The 20,496-nt window shown below is 50.3% G+C and carries 12 protein-coding genes; 2 read left to right on the plus strand and 10 right to left on the minus strand.

Features of this window, described 5'->3' with window-relative positions; all coding sequences use genetic code 11:
• Positions 1-99 precede the first annotated feature (99 nt).
• The 9 genes from INP77_RS08000 to INP77_RS08040 all read right to left on the minus strand — a co-directional run bounded on the left by INP77_RS08000 (position 100) and on the right by INP77_RS08040 (position 15,141).
• Positions 100-1,449, minus strand: coding sequence for an HlyD family type I secretion periplasmic adaptor subunit (locus tag INP77_RS08000; RefSeq protein WP_194748536.1), 1,350 nt, complete (start codon positions 1,447-1,449; stop codon positions 100-102).
• A 2-nt stretch (positions 1,450-1,451) separates the two neighbouring features.
• Positions 1,452-3,188, minus strand: coding sequence for a type I secretion system permease/ATPase (locus tag INP77_RS08005; protein ID WP_228518814.1), 1,737 nt, complete (start codon positions 3,186-3,188; stop codon positions 1,452-1,454).
• Positions 3,185-4,903, minus strand: a complete 1,719-nt coding sequence (locus INP77_RS08010) for a type I secretion system permease/ATPase (protein WP_194748537.1) — start codon at positions 4,901-4,903, stop codon at positions 3,185-3,187. Before INP77_RS08010 ends, INP77_RS08005 begins: the two co-directional genes overlap by 4 nt.
• 66 nt (positions 4,904-4,969) lie before the next feature.
• Positions 4,970-7,237, minus strand: a complete 2,268-nt coding sequence (locus tag INP77_RS08015) for a calcium-binding protein (protein WP_194748538.1) — start codon at positions 7,235-7,237, stop codon at positions 4,970-4,972.
• A 265-nt stretch (positions 7,238-7,502) separates the two neighbouring features.
• A complete protein-coding gene (locus INP77_RS08020) occupies positions 7,503-8,378 on the minus strand; it encodes a hypothetical protein (RefSeq protein WP_194748539.1) in 876 nt (291 codons plus the stop codon).
• Between the two features lie 83 nt (positions 8,379-8,461).
• Positions 8,462-9,379, minus strand: a complete 918-nt coding sequence (locus INP77_RS08025; protein WP_194748540.1) for a hypothetical protein — start codon at positions 9,377-9,379, stop codon at positions 8,462-8,464.
• A gap of 133 nt (positions 9,380-9,512) precedes the next feature.
• Complete coding sequence (locus tag INP77_RS08030; protein ID WP_194749085.1) at positions 9,513-13,223, minus strand: TonB-dependent receptor; 3,711 nt, start codon at positions 13,221-13,223, stop codon at positions 9,513-9,515.
• A gap of 336 nt (positions 13,224-13,559) precedes the next feature.
• Entirely contained in the window at positions 13,560-14,612 is a 1,053-nt protein-coding gene (locus INP77_RS08035) for a FecR domain-containing protein (RefSeq protein WP_228518815.1), read from the minus strand.
• 25 nt (positions 14,613-14,637) lie between these two features.
• Positions 14,638-15,141, minus strand: coding sequence for an RNA polymerase sigma factor (locus tag INP77_RS08040; RefSeq protein ID WP_194748541.1), 504 nt, complete (start codon positions 15,139-15,141; stop codon positions 14,638-14,640).
• Positions 15,142-15,719: 578 nt separating this feature from the next.
• Between INP77_RS08040 and INP77_RS08045 the strand changes: the two genes are divergently transcribed.
• Together INP77_RS08045 and INP77_RS08050 are read left to right on the plus strand one after the other, a co-directional pair.
• Positions 15,720-16,862, plus strand: coding sequence for a diguanylate cyclase (locus INP77_RS08045; protein ID WP_194748542.1), 1,143 nt, complete (start codon positions 15,720-15,722; stop codon positions 16,860-16,862).
• A gap of 328 nt (positions 16,863-17,190) precedes the next feature.
• Complete coding sequence (locus INP77_RS08050; RefSeq protein ID WP_194748543.1) at positions 17,191-18,372, plus strand: EAL domain-containing protein; 1,182 nt, start codon at positions 17,191-17,193, stop codon at positions 18,370-18,372.
• Positions 18,373-18,425: 53 nt separating this feature from the next.
• Here the strand turns inward: INP77_RS08050 and INP77_RS08055 are convergent, their stop codons facing one another.
• A complete protein-coding gene (locus INP77_RS08055) occupies positions 18,426-20,333 on the minus strand; it encodes a bifunctional diguanylate cyclase/phosphodiesterase (RefSeq protein ID WP_194748544.1) in 1,908 nt (635 codons plus the stop codon).
• Positions 20,334-20,496: the final 163 nt, after the last annotated feature.

Raw genomic sequence — 20,496 nt, forward strand, 5'->3', positions numbered from 1 at the left:
CGGAGCGGACGAGCCGAGACAGTACAAATAGTACGGCGAGGTTAGGAGTACCGCGTAACGCAGCAATTTGCCTGCGCAGCCACTGAGAACATGTTTCCATTATTCTTCTTTCATTGAAGCGGCCAACCGCTTGCTCAGCGGATGCATCAGGTAATTCCACAGCGTGCGTTCCCCGGTCTTGATCACGACCTGTACTGGCATGCCCGGCTGTAACTGGCGGCCTTGCAAGGCTTGCACGCCTTTGTCCGTCAGCTTGACGCGGGCCAAGTAATAACTCTGGCTACCTTCAGGCGTAGCGGCCGGTTTGCTCAGCAGGTCTTTGGAAACCGATTTGAGCTGGCCCTCTGCCAGCAATTGCGGGCTGTTGGCAAAGGTTGAAAAGCGGATATCGGCCGCCTGGCCGACATGGATTTTGTCGATCAGGTGTGGCGGAATCTGTGCGTCCACAATCAGCGCTTCGCCCGAGGGCACAATATCCATGAGTTTTTGCCCAGGCTGGATCACGGCGCCCACGGTGTGCACCTGCAAGCCCACCACCTGGCCTGAGGCTGGCGCGCGGACTTCAGTCCGCCCCAGTTCTTCGCGCAGTGCGCGGACTTTTTCGGCATCGGCCTCGACTTGCAATTTGACTTGCGCCATTTCTGCATCAATGTCTTTTTTCTCCAGCTGTTTGCGCTGATAAATTTGCTGTTGCAGCTCGAGAATGGCCCGCTGCGCGCGTAACAGATTGGCCTGCGTATTGGCCCGGTCGCCATGCAGGGCCGCCACACGTTGCTCCAGGTCATTTTGCTGGTTGCGTGGCGCATAGCCCTCGGCCGCCAGGGCGCGCACGCCTTGCAGTTGTTCTTCGAGCAGGCGCAGTTGCGATTCATGACTGGTCAACACGCCGCGATAGCCTTCTATCAATGCCTGATAGCCGGCAATGGCCTCTTGCTTGGCCGCAATATCCGCCGCCAGCGCCGACACTTTGGCCAGCAGCAACTGGCTCTGGTTACGCATCTGTTGCTGAATCAGCGGATCGGCCTGCTGGCTGATCAAATCCGGGTGAAAATCAATCAGCGTGCGCTGCGTCTGCTCGGCGCGCAAGCGGTCTTCCTGCGCACGCAACCCGGCATAACGGTGACGCACCTCTTCATACCGCGCCTTGCTGGCCTGTGCATCCAGCTTGAACAGCACCTCGCCGGCGTGTACTTCCTTGCCTTCGTGCACCAACAGCTCACTCACCATGCCGCCCGACAAATGCTGCACCACCTTGTGATTGCTTTCCACGCTGATCACGCCTTCGGTCGGCACCCCCTCATCCAGAGGCGCCAGGGCGGCCCACAACACAAACCCGGCCAGGCCCGCCAGCAAAATCAGGGCGCCTTTGCGTGCAGGCCTTGCGTTATGCGCATAGTCTTCAATGGCATGGACATTGTCAGGGACAGGGCTGGTCGACATTAGCGACATGTTTACTCCGTAGTAGCCAGAGGACTGGCGGCTTGTAACTGGTTTAAATAGACGATGCAGGCATCACGCGGCCCGTGGTGCAATACTTCGCCGCGCTTGAGCACCAGCAGGTCGTCAGTGATCTTGAGGATGCCGGAACGGTGAGAAATGACGACGATGGTCGTGTTGAGGGTTTTCAGCGCCTGCAATAGCTGCAGCAGCCTGGCTTCGCCAAACTCGTCCAGGCTGGCATTAGGCTCATCCAGCACCAGCAAGGCGGGCTCTTTGTAAATGGCGCGGGCCAGACCGAGCAGCTGCCGCTGGCCACCCGACAAGGGCAAGCCTTGCGCATCGAGCCGAGTATCGTAGCCTTGTGGCAAGCGCAAAATGGCCTCGTGCAAACCGACGCGCTGGCAAGCCTGCAAGATATGCGGCGTCTCGAGTGGCCCAAAGCGCGCCACATTCTCGGCAATGGTGCCTTCGAGCAAAGACACTTGCTGCGGCAGATAACCAACGCTGGTGAGTGACTGCCGCACATTGGCAGGCGTCAGCAAGGTCTGGTTCACTTCATAGCGCCCGCGCTCGGCAAATACTGCCCCGACCAGCAATCGGGCCAAGGTACTTTTGCCTGCCCCGGAAGGCCCCATCACACATAACAGGCGGCCCGGCAGAATGCTGACATCCACCGCCTGCAGCAACGGGCGGGCCCCATGACTGACCCCGACCTGCGTCAACTGCAAGGTATAGGGCCGCAACAGGGGTGCAGCGGCGACGGTTTCCATTGTTTGCGCCTCAGCCCCCGCCTTCACCGGCACACCCGCCATCATTTGCTGAAGCTCACCGGCGGCCGTCTTGGCTTGCAACCACTGGCGCCAGCTTTGCACCATGACATCAAACGGTTGCAGTGCACGCGCAATCAGCACATTGGAAGCCACCATGGAACCGACACTGATCTCGCCTTCAATGGTCAACCACGCCGCAATCGCCAGCATCAGCGATTGCAGGCAATAACGCACCCATTTGTTGAGAAACTGGCTGCGATCGCTCTGGCGTTGCCAGTGGTCTTCGGTTTCGGCTTGCTGTGCCAGCAACTGTTGCCAATGCTGGCGCAAGGTCTCCATCATGCCCAGCACATGACTGGTCTGTGCGTGCTGAATTTTCTGTTGCAAAAAATGCTCGGTACGCTGGCGGGCGGCGTGGGTTTCCTGACCAGGCTGCGCCAAGACATGCTGATGCCACCAGGCCACCAGACACTGCACCAGGCAGAATGCAATTGCGGTCATGCCTAGCAGCGGATGCAGGGCAAACAGGACAGCGATGTAAATCAGGCTCCAGGGAATATCCAGCAAGGCAAACAAGCCCTGCCCGGTTAGCCACTGCCTGACTGCCGTCAATTGCTGCAAGGCCTGTTGCGGCACACTGGACGCCGGGCGACTAGGATCAAACGTGGCAGTAAACACCTGTTTGCCAAAGCGCAAGTCAAACTGCACCCCGGTCTTCACCGCATACAGGCTGCGCAACCAGTCAGCCCCCGCCATGAACACAAGCAAGCCGGCTGTCAGCAGCGTCATCGCTACCAGCGTCAGCGTATTACGGCTGAGCATAACCCGGTCATACAGTTGCAGCATGTACAGCGTGGGCACCAGCATCAGCACATTGGTTAAAAAACTCAGCCAGAACATCTGCAAAAATGCACCCTGAAAAGGCTGCATAAATGCCCACATCGGCGACTGCCGCCATCCGCCCGCTAAAGCCATCATAAACTCGCCACCTTGCCGGACTCCGGCTGAAAACTAGCCAGCACCTCGGCCGGTTTGCCAAAGCGGATCATCTGGCCCTGGCACATGACCAGCATGCTGTCGGCGATGCTTAAAATGTGTTGCAAATGGCTGATGATGACAAAGGTAGTGCCCTGTTGCTTCATGCGTGCAATCGCCTGCTGTAACAATCGCTCACTGGTGGTGTCGAGGTTGGCATTGGGCTCATCGAGCACCACAAAACGCGGCTTGCCATAAAAAGCGCGGGCCAGGCCAATCAACTGCCGTTCGCCGCCAGACAGGTGCATGCCAGATGCGCCAATCACGGTATTCAGCCCCTCTGGCAACTGCTGCACCCACTCGCTGAGGCCCAGTAGATCAAGTACCTCGGCCAGGGCGGCAGGATCAGGCGTCGTTTGAAAACGGCAAATATTATCCACCAGGCGGCCATCAAACACATCGACCTCTTGCGCCAGATATCCCAGCGAAGGGCCGAGCTGGTTTTTATCCCAACGGTAAATATCCACCCCATCCAGGCGTACCCGGCCGGTGGTGGGGGCCAGCAAGCCGACCAGCAATTTGGCCAGCGTGGTTTTGCCTGACGCCGAGGCGCCAGCGACAATCAGCACCTGCCCCGGCGCAAGCTTGAACTGCACCTGGCGGATAAACGCTTCGGCAGCTGCTTTGCCTGCTTTCGGCATGGCATAACCCAGCTGGTCTACGCTCAACTCGCCGACTGGCGGCGGCAAGACCATGCCGGGCACATTGGCTGGCGCGCCCGCCAGCAAACTGTCTATGCGTTGATATGCGGTCCAGGCTTGCTCATAGGTTTTCCAATGGCCCACACATTGCACCAGCGGTGCGAGCACGCGGGCAGCCAGAATCGAGGCCACAATCATCATGGCCCCGCCGTTGTAGAGATCACCGGCAATAAACAGGTAACAGGCCAGGCCCAGAATCAAGCTGGTTTGCAGGGTTTGCAGCCAGCGGGCAGCCGCGGCGCTTTTTCCAGCCAGCGCCGAGGCTTGCGCCTGCTGCCACAAAAATCCGTGCTGGTGTTGCAGCCAGCGCTGCTGCATGGGCGCGAGCATGGCCATGGCATGCATGGCATCGCCATGACGGCTGATGCTGGCAAAATAACGGTGTGACTCGATTGCATGCTGGTTGGCCTGCGCCATCAGCGGGGCCACGCGAGACTGGTTATGCCAGGTCAAAATCAATTGGATGGTGAGCCCGGCCAGGGTAAGCAAGCCCAGTGCCGGATGAATCCAGAACACGGCCGCTAAAAAAATCAGACAGAATGGGGCATCAATCAGGCTCAAACAGGCAGAAGAATGTAACGCTTGCTTGAGGGTAGAGAAATCAGAAAATACCTGACTGGCAGGGAACTCAGGCATGGACAACCTGCTCGCAAATACACGTTCAAATACGCGTTGCTGCAACAGGGATTCAAATCTTTTGGCCGCTGACTGCAACAAATTGCGGCGCTGCCACTCGAGTGCTTCCATCACCAGATAGGCAAAGGCCGCCATCACGGTGAGCATCAGCAAGGTCGAAACATTACGGCTATTAATGACGCGGTCGTACACCTCCAGCATATACCAGGAAGGCACCAGAATCAGCAAATTGGTCACCACCCCAAACAACCATACGCGGCGCCACAACGGCCACAGGGCTGGCAATGCTTGCTTGATGGTTTCAGCTTGCGACAACTTCATCACGACTAAGGACTTTGATAGAGCGTATCGGCAGGCAGGTTTCCCTGCCCGCCTATCCGCCGCTACTTAAACGACAACAAAGTCCGACACAGACACTGTGCTGACACCTGTCAACACTGCAATGTCTACCTTGGCACCGCTACCATTACCATCCGCGTCATAGCTGAGGGTTTTAGTGGTGGTGTTGTAAATCAGGTAATCATTGGCGTCTTGCGCAGTGCCGGTGCTGTTCACACGCAACATGCTGCTGTTAAACCCTGCCAACTGGCTGTACTGATCCAGGTGCAACTCGATTTTGTCGGTGCCACGGGTGAAATCAGTGATGGTGTCTACCCCGGTCAGGTTAAACGCCGTGTTGGTATAGGTTTGCACGCTAGTAGAAGAGCCAGTCACGACTTGCTCGTAGACTTTGCCGAACACAAACGTATCCGCGCCGCCATTCCCTGTCAGCGTATCGTTCCCGCCATTGCCAACAAATACGTCAGCCTTGCTGGTGCCGATAAAGGTTTGCTGGTTAGCATTACCTTCAAAACGCAGACCATTGGTGGTCAAGCCAGAAGCATCTACCACCACATTGTTGATGGTGCCGCCGTTGTTACCCAAGGTGTTGGAGAGATCAGATACCGTGCCGTTGGCTTTGAAGTAGTAATGATCGTTGAGCAATTGCAGGTCAGTGTTTTCAACATTCAAACGACCGACAGTGCCGCCCACTTGCACCACTTCCATAGACTGGAAGTTGTCGTTGTTGAGCACAACAGTGCCGTTGGCTTTGGTATTAGCACCGATACCGGTAGTAATACGCAATGTATCCACGCCATCACCACCCACGATCACATCATGCTTGTCGCCTGTCGCAATCCACTCTTTGTTACCGTCATCTGCCTTGGAAGTCGTGCCTTGCACACCACTACCAAAACCGCCGATCACAAAAATGTCATCACCTTCGCCACCATCCAGGTAGTCAGCACCACCATGGCCGATCAACAGGTCATTGCCGCCGTTACCGTAAACAGTGTCATCACCCAAACGCATGGTCGCGTAATCAACACCCTCGCTACCCAGTACGATCTCGTGTGCGTCGCTACCTTCGTTAGCTCCGTCGATACGTGTGAAACTACCAGCTTCGCCTTCAGAGGCGTCATAGGTCACATCCACATTGTAGTAAAGGTGAGCAACAGAGAAGTCATCTACCTCAAACGCCGCCTTGTCGTATGTAACTGGTGTAGCACCGACAATGGTAGAAGCTGGCTCAAAAGTAGCCTCTTCAAACTCAAGCTCAACAGTGACATTTTCAACATCACCACCGGCAACACCATGGATTTGGTAGCCCGGGTTTAATACTTCCCCCAGACCCAATGACTCGCCATTTTCTTCAAGCTGCTCGGCTTCGAGAGTGATACTTACGCCACTTGCCAACTCAATACGCTCAATACCTGAGAACGCGATATTTTCGTACTCACCAGATGCAGTGAATTCCAATGTATCTACTGCGTTATAGCCAGCGACTGTTGTGGCAAAAGTGCTGATGGCTGAGGAGCCAGGACGAGTAACGATATTCAAACGAACATCTGTTTCTGTCTGTTCTGCCACCTCCAGATCTTCAATCTCAACGCGTTCACCTGTTTGAGTATCAGTTACCTCAATTTCACCAGTGACTTCGTCATCTTCTTTATCTACATAGCGGGCTTCCTCACCTTCATTATCCAAATCGGACACCCCGCCAGCGATGACAACCTCACCTTCAACCTCACCAGAGATTCTGAAGCTATCGTTGCCTTCACCACCCAATAACATATCGTCGTCAGTAACGTAATAAAAGTTACCTACGACTGTTTCATCGCCAGCAGTACTGCCCTGGCCGCTAATAGTATCTACTCCCTCGCCGCCGCTTAGTATGTCATCACCGTCACCAGCTTCAATTTGGTCGGCGCCAGCACCACCATAGATAACATCATCACCATCACCAGTATTGATGTAGTCATTTCCATCACCACCGATAACAAAATTATCGCCAGCGCCAGCGTAGAGTTGATCGTCGCCGTCTCCACCAGAAATCACATCATCGCCTTCAGCAGTAGCTACAAAATCATTTCCTGAACCACCACTGATCACATTATCTCCAGCACCAGCATCAATGGTGTCGTCGCCGTCTCCACCAGAAATGAAATCATCCCCACTGCCTGTCAGAATAAGATCGTTGCCTGCACCACCAAAAATCACATTATTACCATTACCACCGTCAATAAAATTGTCGATACTGTTACCTAAGACTAAATCGCCGTTCTCGGTACCTACATATTCAGTTTCGGTTGCATTAAAAATTTTAATCGCCATTTCAATATCCTTTTTAATAGATCAAATTACCGGATTAAAAAAACTCTCATTCAGACAAAGTTTTCATTCAAGCAATCTAACGTTACAATGGACAGGCATTTATGGCTGCCTGTATCACCAATTCACCACATCACTCTTTAGTGCCGATCAAGTTCTTAAGCGCGATGTTGATTGAATCTCTAGCAGTCATAAATGCACTTGTTTTAAGTACATCTGTAATCCTGCTTAAGCTTGCCAAACAAGCCCTTACTTTTAATCCTTATTATTAGAACAACATTACATTTGCGTCAGCAGGAATTAATCCCGAAACAGGCAATTCAAAAGATTTACTTCCACTTTGGCCAGTCGACCTCAAACGTATCGCCCCTGGGGCGGATATAGGATCACGTGCATCGCAAGCGTATCTAATATAAAAAATCGATGAGATTGACCTTGTCACGCCATCCTTATCCTTAAAGCTTATGTCTGTGGTGAAATCCACCCAGTTAGAATGCAATCCAGCTTTATTGCTGGTAGCAATTGCTGGCGGTTGAGCAGGATCGTTTACTAATGAAGGAAGCGTTTTCTGCTTTTCTGTAGGCACACTTGTAAATGTTCTACCCGCCCTGAACAATACCTCTGTCTTACCGCCCGGTTCAGTAGAGTGAGGCTTATGAAAATAAGCAACAGCTACTTTTTTATTTGCGAATCCTGCATGAGCAATATCATTAATTTCGAAATATTCTCCATTCATCATTGGCGCATCATGCATTTCAATCTGAGTTGCCAAAACACACTCTGTCTTTTCCTGATTACGCCAAATAGCTTCGGATAACCTTGCAACCACACTATCCTTACCACTCATTTCAGCTGACATTTCAATATCGCCAACCTGCACACCGACCAGCTTGAACCCATCAACAGGGCTGTTGAGTGGGCTTTTCATTAAGTCTTCACTGATCACCGCACAAGTATTATTTGCTTCTTCACTTGGCAATGCCGATGAGCTAAGCCCATATTCACCAGTTGTATTGCAACTCACATAAGCTGAATCAATCCCTTTAATAGCACTATCTGGCAGCTCAACAAACCCCTGTGCACCGACAACAGGAACACTAATCAAGAATTGCAAAAAAATCGAAATACAAAGCTTCTTGTACATATACATACTCATATTCATCAATCAGACCAAAATCGCGCGGCGATTTTGTCGCCGCGCTTGCTCCCTGATATTTCTGTTAAAAATTAAGGTGTAATTGTTGAACTAGGAGCACGTGAGCTGGCTGTCACTGTGACCCAAGGCTGGGTTTCTTGACCTGTTTGACGAATTTTGAAGCTGTTTGCAACCACACTTACTGTTGCGTTAGCACAAGCTTGCTTGATGTACATATTGGGTGAAGATGGGTTAGTTGTATTGTCTTCATCTATACCCGCAGTGACATCAGTAGTGAAATCAACCCAGCTAGAGCTGAATGGGGCCTGTTGTTGTGCCGCAGTTGGACTACCTGGAGGAGTGAGTGTCTGACCTACACCATTAATTTCTGTGCCAGAGGTACCCCCTGCGGTTGGCAGCACCAAATAACCGGCTGCTACGTTAGCAGGTACACTAGCATCGGCCTGCATTTGTACAGATGTAAAAGTCCTGCCAATACGGAATGCAGAAGAGAATGTATTAGAGGCTTTTGCATAGGCCGCAGAAACTGCACCTGTGTAACCCCCAAATGCGTAATCATTCACTTCCATTTTTTGAACACCGGCTAGTTGCGGGTTATAGTCATTAGTTGTCGTATTTGACATCACTACTTGCTTGGCATAGATACACTGCCCAGCACCACTGTTTCTAAAGACACGTTCATTCAATGTTCCCAGAGTTTCACTAAATGCAGTGATTGATGTACTTACTGCGCTCTGTAATGAAAATCCTGTTTCTGGACTGCCTGTGTTACTCAATGCAACACCTACGCCATTGGGTGCAACACAAGCATCATCAGGAGCTGATGGATATGTTGTATCTGAGGTGGATCCAAAATTGCCTGTTGTGCGGCATTGCACGTAAGCCGTAGTGCCAGAAGTAGGCAAAGTGACAAATCCTGCTGCAAAAGAGTCAGTTACCACAAATGCCAGTGAAGCCAAAACCGCTGCCTGAATCGTTAAATTTCTCATTTAATTCTCCATCCTATAAAATAGACAGGCATTTATGGCTGCCTGCATCACCAATTCACAACAGTCTGCTTAGCTTTTTGCGAGGACTAATCTGACTGATGTTGAATACGAAAAGGTGGTCATAAATGCAAAACTACTCCACCAACCCCTCCAGTTTTTTAGGCTGAAATTCATAACTCAACGTCACGAAAGCCGATCGCGGCGCACCTGTTCCTAGAAAGCTTGCTCCTTGCCAATCAGCACTGTTGTAGTTAAAGCCACTTTCACCAATCACCCCTCGAATAGAAGGCGAGAATGCGTTTAAACCCAATCGGCCTGCGCTTGCATACTGTTCGTTAAATAAATTATTCACACGCAACCCTAGCGTCCATTCAGGGCTGATTTTGTAGGTGGTGTTGAGATTAAATACCGCATAACCATCTGTCTTACCTTCACCAAAGTCAGCACGCTGGACCGTACAGACGGTATTACCGTTATTACAAAATGGCCCGGTGATGGGTGATGCAGGTCCCGCGCGGTGTTTATTATTTTCATTACCACGAATAAATGCCTCAGAATGCACAACCGCATTCAGGCCTATGCGCCAGTTACTGGTAATGTCGTAAGCGAAATTTGCGTTAAGGTTATGTAATGCAACACCTGGCATGCGATCGCCAGGACTCACAGTGATTTGTTGATAAGTCCCTACACCTGTCTGGCTATTAATATCGTAAACATTGCCAGCACTGCTGTTATGCGCACTTGCAAGCTTGAATCTAGACTGAAAGGTTGCATCTGTCAGCGCATAGTTCACCCCCCAAGTGGCCTTACCCCATTTACCCTTGAGGCCCATTTCAAGACCTTGTCGGCGGGTATCGCCAATATTCTGGAAATAACTGGCGGTCGCATTCACCGCAACAAAATAAATATCATCTGTGAGGTCGGTACGATAAAGCGCAGCGTTCCATTCAATATTGTCAGTTAATTGACCACGGGCACCAATTTCGAAACTGGTTGATCGCACCTGCTTGAGATAAGGGTCGCCAGAGAGGGCTCCAGGTAGATTACATACCCGCTGTTCGGCCAAAGAACGTGGGCGACCATCTGAGAGAGGTGTGGGGTCATACGCACAGCCCAATTCGATAACGGTAGGTGTGCGGGCACCGCGCCCCATGTTGGCATAAACATTCAAATCATCGCGCGCTTGCCATGTCACACCGATGGAAGGGTTAAAAGAACGATATTTAAACTTCTCTATTTCAGGCGGACGCAATGCAGCAGTATTTAGTCCAAATTGATCTATATTTGCCAATGATTCATTGAATAAAACAATATAGTCGTCTAATCCATTTGGACATTCACTTGCATCTACAATGCCATCATTGTCAGTATCTGGGCAAAGCGCTGGAAGATTTAGGATATTAAGAATACGGTTGATATCACCGAACGAACTTAATCGATTAACCGCTAAGGCATTATTCACATAGGTACGGTTGTAACGTGCAGAGAAAGTGAAGTTAAGTTTTTCTGTGGGAGACCATGTTTCACTTAAATACAAACTTTTAGTAAGCGAGTCGCCCGTAAAATCATTGAGAGGAAAACCACGTTCTGGACTATTCGCAAAATACTCCCAGCCCAATAAATTAGGTGCCACATAGCCACGCCGATTTGCGTCTAGTAGCCCCAGATACTGCTTGCTGTAGTAATCACTATCAGATTTATCTAGAGAAGCACCAACCATAAACTTATGCTTGTCCAGATTCCAGTTAAACTGTAATGAAGCTCCTTTACCCAGCTGCTCTACTTCTGTATCAGTAAAAATGGCGGTAGGGGTGCCCTCGATGTACCCGGTTTCGGTTCCGCCTCCAGCGCCAAATTTTCCATCCCGGGTTATAGCCTGGTTATTGGCATCTACTACAACAGGGGAGTATGTAGGAAATTGCCCCACTCCGATAATACCCGAAATAGGCGTCCCGGCTACATTGGCAGCATTAACTGGGGTTAGCTCCCAATAATCATGATAAAACCCATCTGCATCCGTGTAGGCACCCAAGATTATCGTGTCTGAATTCCTGTTAAACCCTTGATATTGAAATGAAGGGTTCCCGGTACCAGCATGCACACCGTTTGAGATTGTCCCAGTTGAGTTATTTGTAGCAACAATCACACCTCTATTTTCAAATTGCTCTCTAACTAGCGCGGCATACTCTGGTGTCACGGCAGCATTAAAAGCATCTGGAACATTTGACTTTTCACCAAAGTTATCCGAGTCTTTTCGGGGGTCATAAATCCAGTTCCATACCTGATTGCCAGAACCATCTGATGCATTAACTTGCACTTGATCTGTCACTACTTGTGTATTGCCATTAGCATCCACATACGTTGCTTGTTGTGCAAAGCTTGTTCCGCGAACAAGGTCATCAGCACACCCTGTAGATAAATCAGTACATTCTGCTGTACCAATAATATTGTTAGAACCATCCCTAACATAAGCCAATGCTATGTTATTAGCACTTGCTGCGATGTTATAGGCATAGTTATTGTAATCAGGCAGACCATCATTATTCACGTCAGGAAGACCCAGAAGTATTTGCCTGCTGCTGTCACGAACAGTTGCTTTTGCCGGCCCCTGAGATGCGCCGCCAAAGTTCTCGTTAATGTCCGACATATGGCTTTTGCGCTTGCTTTTACGGTTGTAAACCTGAGCAGAGATGTTAAATGTATCTGTGACATCCCAGATTCCACTCAACTGGAACTGGAAGAGATCATTTTTACTTTCATCAGGTGAGGTATACACCTGCTTGGGATTTTGATCGACCATTTGTTGCGGCAAAAGACCATTACCGGTTAATTTATTACCGGCGTATAGCCCAGAAAAACTTATTTTTGCCCGCTCATTTTGCCATTCAGCCTTACCAAACACCTGGTTAACCTTACTTGGTGAATTATCTCGCCAACCATCTTCGAGAAAAAAGTTACCAGAAACAAAGCCAGCGACTACGCCATTATTATTACCTGCTGAAATCTGTAATTGTTTGCGACCAAATGACCCTGTCAGCACTTCGGCGTCCAGCGTTTTGCCATCAAACCCGCTCTTTGTACGCATCGTTAATGCGCCACCGAGTGTCCCCAATCCATAAATTGGGTTTGAGCCTGGAATCATTTCCAAAGATGACAAAGCATTCATGGGAATCATGTCCCAGTTCACCACATCTCCAAACGGCTCGTTGACACGGATGCCATCCAAAAATACTGAAATCCCTTGAGCAGTGCCTATTTGCGGTGAGGCCGTAAAACCACGGTACTGCAAGTCCATCTGAAATGGATTGCTTTGATAGTCATTGACTGTGACTGATTGAAGCTTCTGGTTCATCAAATCAGTAATTGTGAGCGTGTGCGCCTCTTTAATATCTTTGGCTGACAGGGATTGTACGTTACCGGGGATTTCTTCTTTCGTTAGTGCCAATCCTGGCATGGGGCCAATTTCGTAGAACTTCTTGGCGCGCACTTCGACTTTATCTAAGCCTAGACTGCTTTTGGCTTCACGCTTCTCGATACCAGACTTAGGAACTGGCTGAATAAAAATTGAATTACCTTCAAATTTCCCCTGTAGACCGCTACCATCAAGTAAGCGCCTTAAAGCTTCCTTACGCGTCATGCGACCACGTACCTCGGGCGCGGTTTTCCCCGAAACAAGGTCATTCGGGAATGAAATACTCATCCCAGAAACCTCACCAAATATATGGAGCGAATTCGCCAAAGGCTGTTTTGGAATATCCACATTCACTGGCACGCTAAAAGTCTCCTCTTGCTGTGTTGGCAATTGGGTGTTCAGTGCTTCTGCCCAAGTGGGTTGTGTTGCCATCACGCTCAATGCAGTGAGCGCTGTGTGTAATCCTCTTTTGTGTATTTTTGTATGTTTAATCACAGATTCTTCTCCTGTCCTATTGACTCATCTGTGAGCGCGACAAAACCCTGACGTTGTTAACTTAACTTTACACAATGGGTTTGGTGATGTTTTTTGAGCGTTAGAAAATCGCTTTAATAAAAGCCGATGAAAAGCCAAATATGGCGAGACTGGGGATCAGGAATTAGCGAGAAGGCTTAATCGTATGCGTATTTGCAAAGACTCATTTGCAGCGAGGAATGGCTGAAGCAACGTGATTGATTACGCCCTTACTCAGCATCCCACATCAAGTGATTAGTGCGTGCTATTGAGCAAAGTATATTGCGGCGTTTCTTGCAGTTTGACCGGGGCAATATTGGGCAGGCCGCGCAGGAAATGGTCGATATCCTGAATATTGATATCTGCAGAAATATTGCGCACCTGTTTGCCCTGTGCTTGCACGGGTTTAACGCGGTAGCGCGAAACGGTGTAGGCGATTTCGTCGATATCGGCGCGGTCAAACACCAGGCGGCCTTTCATGAAGGCAAAGGCGTCCGAGGCGGGGCGATTGACCAGTGCCATGGCGTGATTTGGGTAGACTTCAAGCACCTGGCCGTTGGTGATCTCCCTGGCGATGGCGGGCTGGCCTTCAGCGGTTGAGGTGGCTTGTTCAGCTTTAGAGTCGAGATTTGGTTCGACCTTGACTCGGCCATGATCCACGCTGATACGAACCAGTTGTTGCAGACGGTTGACGGCAAAGCGTGTGCCTAACACAGTGACTTTGGCGGTATCGGTTTCGACAATAAAGGGGCGCTCTGGGTCTTTGGTCACTTCAAAAATGGCTTCGCCTTCTTTGAGCAGCACATGGCGCTCGTGGCGGTAGTAAGTGACTTGCATGTCGCTCTTGGCACTGAGGGTGACTTTGCTGCCATCATCCAGCGTTTTAGTGACGATCTGCCCAACCGGGTTTTGCGCGGCCATTTGCATGACGGGCTGGGCCTGCCAAACCTGGTATTGCTGATGAGAGAAATAACCCATGATACTGATCATACCTATCATGAGCAGTTGGCCGAGCCGGCGCTGCCGGGTTTTGCGTTTGGCCTCGTTGGCTAAAAACATTCGCTGCTCGGCGGCATCGGCCAGGCTAGAGAGGCTCTCGGCTGAATCCAGTTGCCGCATGGCGCGGGCAATACTGTCATATTCAGCCGCATGGCGCGGATCATCGGCCAGCCACGCCTCAAACGCTTGCTGCTCGCTCCCACGTGCATTTTTCTCCTGCTCACGCAACCGTAAATACCAGCGCGCCGCCATCTCGCTCAAGGTGAGCGATTTGGCATTGAGTGGCTTGGACTGGGCGGGTTTTGACATGGCAGCAGTTGAGGTCAGTACGCCTTTAATGGTTCAGGCTTTGCTGAAAGGCACGGATGTCCAGCATGGCACGAATCAGGTGTTTTTCTACCATGCTGGTACTGATATCCAGATGCAAGGCGATTTCGCGTTGCTTCATTTCATCCACGTGATACAACCAAAAGACCTGGCGGCATTTTTCTGGCAATAAATCCACAATACGTTGCAAATGATGCAGTTTTTGCCGAGTTTCATACAGCTGCTCTGGCGTGCAGTCGAGGATCAGGGCGGTTTCGTCCATCTGCTCCTCATCGACAAAGCGGGTGCGGTATCTGAACTCATCGACCAGCAGATGATTCACGATGCCGTTTAAATAGGCCTGTGGCGACTCTTCACGTGCCGGATGGCTGGAGACGGCAAAAAACACCAGCGCATCATGCAAAATATCTTTGGCCCGCTGCACACAGGCTGTTCGCCGACCAATGCGACGCAACACATCCGTGTAAGCCCATTTTAAATCGATCCCGCACCATGCCAGTGTCTCGCTCATATCCTGCCACCCTACTTTTAGATTTATATTCATAGAGTGCAAAACGCATGCCACATGACACAACCACGTATAAGAGACTGATTCTCAATTATAAAAAAAATGAATAGGGAAAATTTCCTGACATAAAACAGGTTTAAAACAACCACATTTAATAAAAAATGGCTGATAAAAACCAATTTGGTTATGAAACATCCAGCGACCGCTCCGCTGGATCGTGAGGCCTGCAACGCTAACACTTGTTTATCCGTCATGAATAGGCATCGAATCATGCCGGCATCACAGCGGGAAGCGCCAAACCGCAAAAATATTGCGCGGCACGGCCATACCCCAAGTTCACAATAAATTGCAAAAATTAGCGATAAATTGAATCCATGCTCTCCCCCTAGAAGCTCAAAGTTTTCGATAATAGCGCCAACTAACTGGCATCCATCGCCTGAAAAATGGATGCGGGTTCGGACATGGCTGCTTTCATCTGAAGTAAAACGCTTAATAAAGAATAAAACAAAGCGATATTTTGATGATCAAGCCGGTTGCCTCTTGCATAAGATAAGCTATTCCTGAAACCTGTACCGATTTTAATGTCACTGCTCCAGAAACCTGATGCTAACTTATTGCGCGCCCGCTACCACAGCCTGGTAAACGACGTGCCCGTGGTCATTTTTACCGCGATTAGCGCATTGACGATCCAAATGGTGGCGTTGCAGGGTGAGATTGATTGGAAATTTGCCATTTTGCCACCCATGTTGCGCTTGGCGATAGGCGTGATTTTGCTGTGGTTCTGGTACAAGCACAGGCATGACCAGCCACCGATCGAGAATATCCGCAAACGCCTGGATACCGCCTCTACCTTGCTGATACTGGCAGGCCTGTTTACCTTCTGGCGCAGTTTGTACCTGTTTCCAATCACGGGCAGTTTTTCGCATTATTTCTTAATCGTGCACAACACGCTGTATGGCTTGTGCTTTGCCTTTATCCTGAGCAAATTGGGGGCGGCGGCTTATGCCTACAATGTGTTGCTGATTGGAGCGGCGGTGACCTGCGTGTTTCGCGGCGACATTGAACATCCCTATTTGGTCGCCATGCTGATTCTGGTGTTTGAAGTGGGCATGCTGTTAACCATGCGCGCCAGCAACAAGACCTTTGACCAATGGGTGAATGCAACCTTTGAAACGCAAAGCCTGCTTAAGGAAAATCAGCGGCTGGCACAACAGGATGTGTTAACCGCGCTGCCTAACCGGCGTCAGTTCTTTTTGCAAGCGGCACAACAGCAAGCCGAATCCAGCCTGGGCGAGCATTGTTTTGTTGTTGGCATTCTGGATCTTGACCACTTCAAACCGATCAACGATCAGTACGGTCACCATATTGGCGATCTGGTATTAAGCGAGGTGGGCAAGCGGCTGGCTGCGATTCACACAGCAGACGTGCAGTTTTACCGACTGGGTGGCGATGAGTTCGCATTTCATTTATTGTCTGATTGCGAGCATCTGCGCCTCAAGCAAGTGTGTGCGGAAATCAGCCATGCACTGTCTCAAGCCATGCATATCGACGAACGGGTACTGACGGTGAGCGCATCTATCGGCGCCTGCTCCACCTGCGACGCCAAACTCTCTGCGCAAACCATGTATGAACACGCAGACCAGGCGCTGTATCAGGTCAAGCGTGCCGGCCGCGGTCACTTGCAGATTTACAGCGAACCCCTGGACCTTAAAAAAATGGCATAACTTAATAGTAAGCCCTGCCCTTTCGTCTCAATGCACTTTCTAATCTTGCTAACGCATCATTATTGACCGATCACCGCTGCATGCGGTGGCGGTACTAACACTTTTCCCGCCTCAAAATTTGGCTATTTATAACCAAACCAGCACATTTCCGTTTGTTTTCAGCCAAAACCATGTTCATTTTTTAAGCAAATTACATTACCATAAAACTTTACTCAGTCTAAACAGCCCAATGTGTTGAGGTTTATTCTCAGCAAACCCATTTAGTTTCACCCCTGCAACACAGCAACAACAAGAACGGCAATGAATGCCGATAAAAGGAGGTGGTGCAATGAGTACAAATACGCTATTGATTCTGGATGATGATGTCACGCTGACGACCCTGATGACTGCCGTCGCGAGAGACTTGGCGTTTGAGGTCAAACATTGTGAAGATGGCAGGCAATTTATCGATGCCATCCTCGCCTGGAAGCCATCGCACCTGGCCATCGATTTGGTCATGCCGAGTATTGATGGCATTGAGATTCTGAAAACGCTGGCGCGTATGGACTGCCAAAGCAGCATTATCCTGACCAGCGGCATCGGTTCAGCGCTACTGCCACTGGCGCAACTGACCGCCTTGGAACATCAATTGAATATCCGCGGCATTTTGCATCACCCGGTCTTACCGCATCTGCTGCAAAAATTGCTGGCGGACCATCCTTCCGTCGATTTGCATGCCACGGATCATACAGAAATCGTCAAACCACTCAGCATAGACCACGAGAGCATAGACGAGGCGATCTGCCAGCAGCAATTCGTCGTCTATTATCAACCACAAATTGAGTTATTTACCGGCGAGGTGATAGGCTTTGAGGCCTTGCTGCGCTGGCAACACCCACAGCAGGGCATCCAGTTACCCGAATTATTTATTCATGTGGCAGAAGACACTGGGCAAATAGAAGCCCTGACTGAATACGTGGTTGTGACTGGCATCCAGTTTATCCAATCCATCAGTTCAACCCTATGCTTGTCAGTCAACATTTCAGCCAAAAGCCTGCACAATGACCGTTTGATCAAGATGCTGGAACAAGTCTGTCAACGGTTTGCCTTCGATCCCGCGCGCATGATTCTGGAATTGACCGAAACCGCCACCATGCTGGATACGCAACAGGCGGAAAGAATCCTGACTCACTTACGTGAACAAGGCTTTAAGCTCAGTATTGATGATTTTGGCACGGGCTATTCTTCGATGTCACAATTAGCGGCGCTGCCATTTACCGAGCTCAAAATTGACAAGTCATTTGTCACAACCATGGAGGCCTCTTCCAAATCACGCAAGGTGATTGCCTCAACGCTCAAACTGGCAGAAAGCCTGGGGCTGGAGACGATTGCCGAAGGCATAGAAAACAGTATGGCCGCCATCGGTTTACGGGAGCTGGGCTGTCGCTTCGGGCAAGGCTATTTTTTTGCCAGACCCATGGATGCGGCCGCCAGCAAAGTCTGGCTCAGCCACTGGAACGGACAACGCTGACCACAGCAGCTGGCACCGGCATATGGCCAAGGCAGCGCCTGACCCGATGCCGGTCAGGTACGCAGGTAACTGACGATCTCGGGTTCAACCATCGGGCTGGCATAGTAAAAGCCCTGGATAATCTTGCAGCCCATGGAGGATAGCAAGTCGACTTGCTGCTGTGTCTCGGCGCCTTCCACCACGCAATCAACGCCAATGCCATGAGACAGGGCCAGAATGGAACGCACGATCATTTTGCTCTTCGGATTGGTTTCCATATCATGCACAAAGCTGCGGTCCACCTTGATTTTGTTAAGCGGCAAACCTTGCACGTGACTCAGGCTGGAATAACCGGTCCCAAAATCATCCAGCGCCAGGGAAACGCCTGTCTGCCGTAACAACTCAATATTGTTTCTGCTGACAATAAAATCCTGAAGCAAGGCAGTTTCAGTCAACTCAAAGGTAATCCGTGCAGGATCGACACCACTCGCGGCGAGCATCGCCACCAGATCCTGCACCACCTTATCACTGATAATATCAAACGCCGACAGATTAAAAGACAAGCCAATCTGGGCAGGCCAGGCCTGCACGGCCTGCAAGGCCTGAGAAAACAAAGTCAGCGTCAGACTGGAGATCATGCCTATACTTTCAGCTACCGGGATAAATACGCACGGGCTGACCATCCCCAGTGCCGGACTGTTCCAGCGCGCCAGACATTCAAAGGCGATGGTGCGGCCAGAGGGGATATCCACCATCGGTTGAAAGACCAGAAAAAATTCCTGCACCAGATCCGCAGAGCGTAACGCCCGCTCAATTTGCAGGCGGCTTTGCAGCCGCTCAAGATGACGGGCCGAAAACAGCTCAGTATGACTGCGCCCCGTGTTCTTTGCATGGTAGAGCGCATAATCCGCATACTCATACAGTTTCTCAGACGTATCATCCACCTCAGGAAACACCGCAATACCGATAGAGGCGCTCAAATTGAATAACATCCCCTCTACGGCTACCGGCTCTTCAATCAGCGCAATCAAAGACTGACCAAGCTGTTTGAGCGCCGCTTCATCGCCAGCAAAATGCTTGTGAAAGGCAAATTCGTCGCCGCCCAAACGGTAGAAGTGAATAGGATGCTGACATCGCGGGTAATGCTTGAGACGCCGACCGATTTCCACCAGCACAAGGTCACCAATGCGGTGCCCGTGCGCATCATTCACCTGCTTGAACTTGTCGAGATCAATGATGCCAATCGCAAATTTTTTGCCTTCGTTTTTCAAATGCTCCAGCGACTGCGCTTTAATCGTGGCAAAAAACTGGCGGCGGTTTGGCAGTTCAGTCAGCATATCCACATTGGCCAGGCGCGCATTTTCGGCGGCCAGATTTTGAGCGTGTAACGAACTGTAGACCAGGGAATCAAAGCTCTTGTTGCGGCGGTACATGGCAATCAACATGCCAATCTCAAAAATCAGGATCATGAATGCAAATGAATGGCTATATTCAATGTCGGCATACAGCACATAAGCAAGCGTGGTGACGATCAGCATCAGATTGTAAAGGTAGGCCGGCCGGCCAAGGCTGACCAGCAGAAACGGAAAACAGATGCCATATAGCGTCATCTGCACGACCAAAAAGTAGCGGCTGTAGCCAGATGAGTCTTGCAGCAGATGCAGGTCGCAAATCACAGTGGTGATGCCCGCCACAAGCAGCAAACTGGCGAAAAACTGCAAGCGTTTGCGAATCACATCGGTGTGTGGCTTTTCCTTGCGGTGAATAAACCAGTAGACAAACACTGCGGCCGAAACCAGCGTGAGCATGGCAGGCACGACAAAAGACCAGACAAAGGGCTCATTACGGTGAAACACCGAGATTTGTGTCAGCATCGCCACCACTGCAGCCACAATCACTACAGGCACATAAGGCAGCAACGAAAAGTATCTGGCGTAAAGGATGTTTTCGTCAAAATGACGGTAATATCGTAGGTCAATCATGGGTAACACATCAAAATCTCAAAATTCGGTCCTGCCGGAACAGCCGCAAACACGCCCTATTTGCAGCAGGTGAGTATATTGGCAAATAGGCCGGGGGTTTTGTTAAATAATGCAAAAATAGAGAGGATCAACCGCGGTTGATCTGGATGCATCCTGCGCGGCA

The sequence above is a fragment of the Methylophilus sp. 13 genome, from assembly GCF_015354335.1.
Classification (GTDB): Bacteria; Pseudomonadota; Gammaproteobacteria; order Burkholderiales; family Methylophilaceae; genus Methylophilus; species Methylophilus glucosoxydans.

Bases quoted from the DNA above. Each gene is read 5' to 3' on its own strand.
- INP77_RS08035 (WP_228518815.1), bottom strand. From the start codon at position 14,612: ATGTCAAAACCCGCCCAGTCCAAGCCACTCAATGCCAAATCGCTCACC.
- INP77_RS08020 (WP_194748539.1), bottom strand. From the start codon at position 8,378: ATGTACAAGAAGCTTTGTATTTCGATTTTTTTGCAATTCTTGATTAGT.
- INP77_RS08025 (WP_194748540.1), bottom strand. From the start codon at position 9,379: ATGAGAAATTTAACGATTCAGGCAGCGGTTTTGGCTTCACTGGCATTT.
- INP77_RS08030 (WP_194749085.1), bottom strand. From the start codon at position 13,223: ATGGCAACACAACCCACTTGGGCAGAAGCACTGAACACCCAATTGCCA.
- INP77_RS08005 (WP_228518814.1), bottom strand. From the start codon at position 3,188: ATGATGGCTTTAGCGGGCGGATGGCGGCAGTCGCCGATGTGGGCATTT.
- INP77_RS08055 (WP_194748544.1), bottom strand. From the start codon at position 20,333: ATGATTGACCTACGATATTACCGTCATTTTGACGAAAACATCCTTTAC.
- INP77_RS08040 (WP_194748541.1), bottom strand. From the start codon at position 15,141: ATGAGCGAGACACTGGCATGGTGCGGGATCGATTTAAAATGGGCTTAC.
- INP77_RS08000 (WP_194748536.1), bottom strand. From the start codon at position 1,449: ATGTCGCTAATGTCGACCAGCCCTGTCCCTGACAATGTCCATGCCATT.
- INP77_RS08045 (WP_194748542.1), top strand. From the start codon at position 15,720: ATGTCACTGCTCCAGAAACCTGATGCTAACTTATTGCGCGCCCGCTAC.
- INP77_RS08010 (WP_194748537.1), bottom strand. From the start codon at position 4,903: ATGAAGTTGTCGCAAGCTGAAACCATCAAGCAAGCATTGCCAGCCCTG.
- INP77_RS08015 (WP_194748538.1), bottom strand. From the start codon at position 7,237: ATGGCGATTAAAATTTTTAATGCAACCGAAACTGAATATGTAGGTACC.
- INP77_RS08050 (WP_194748543.1), top strand. From the start codon at position 17,191: ATGAGTACAAATACGCTATTGATTCTGGATGATGATGTCACGCTGACG.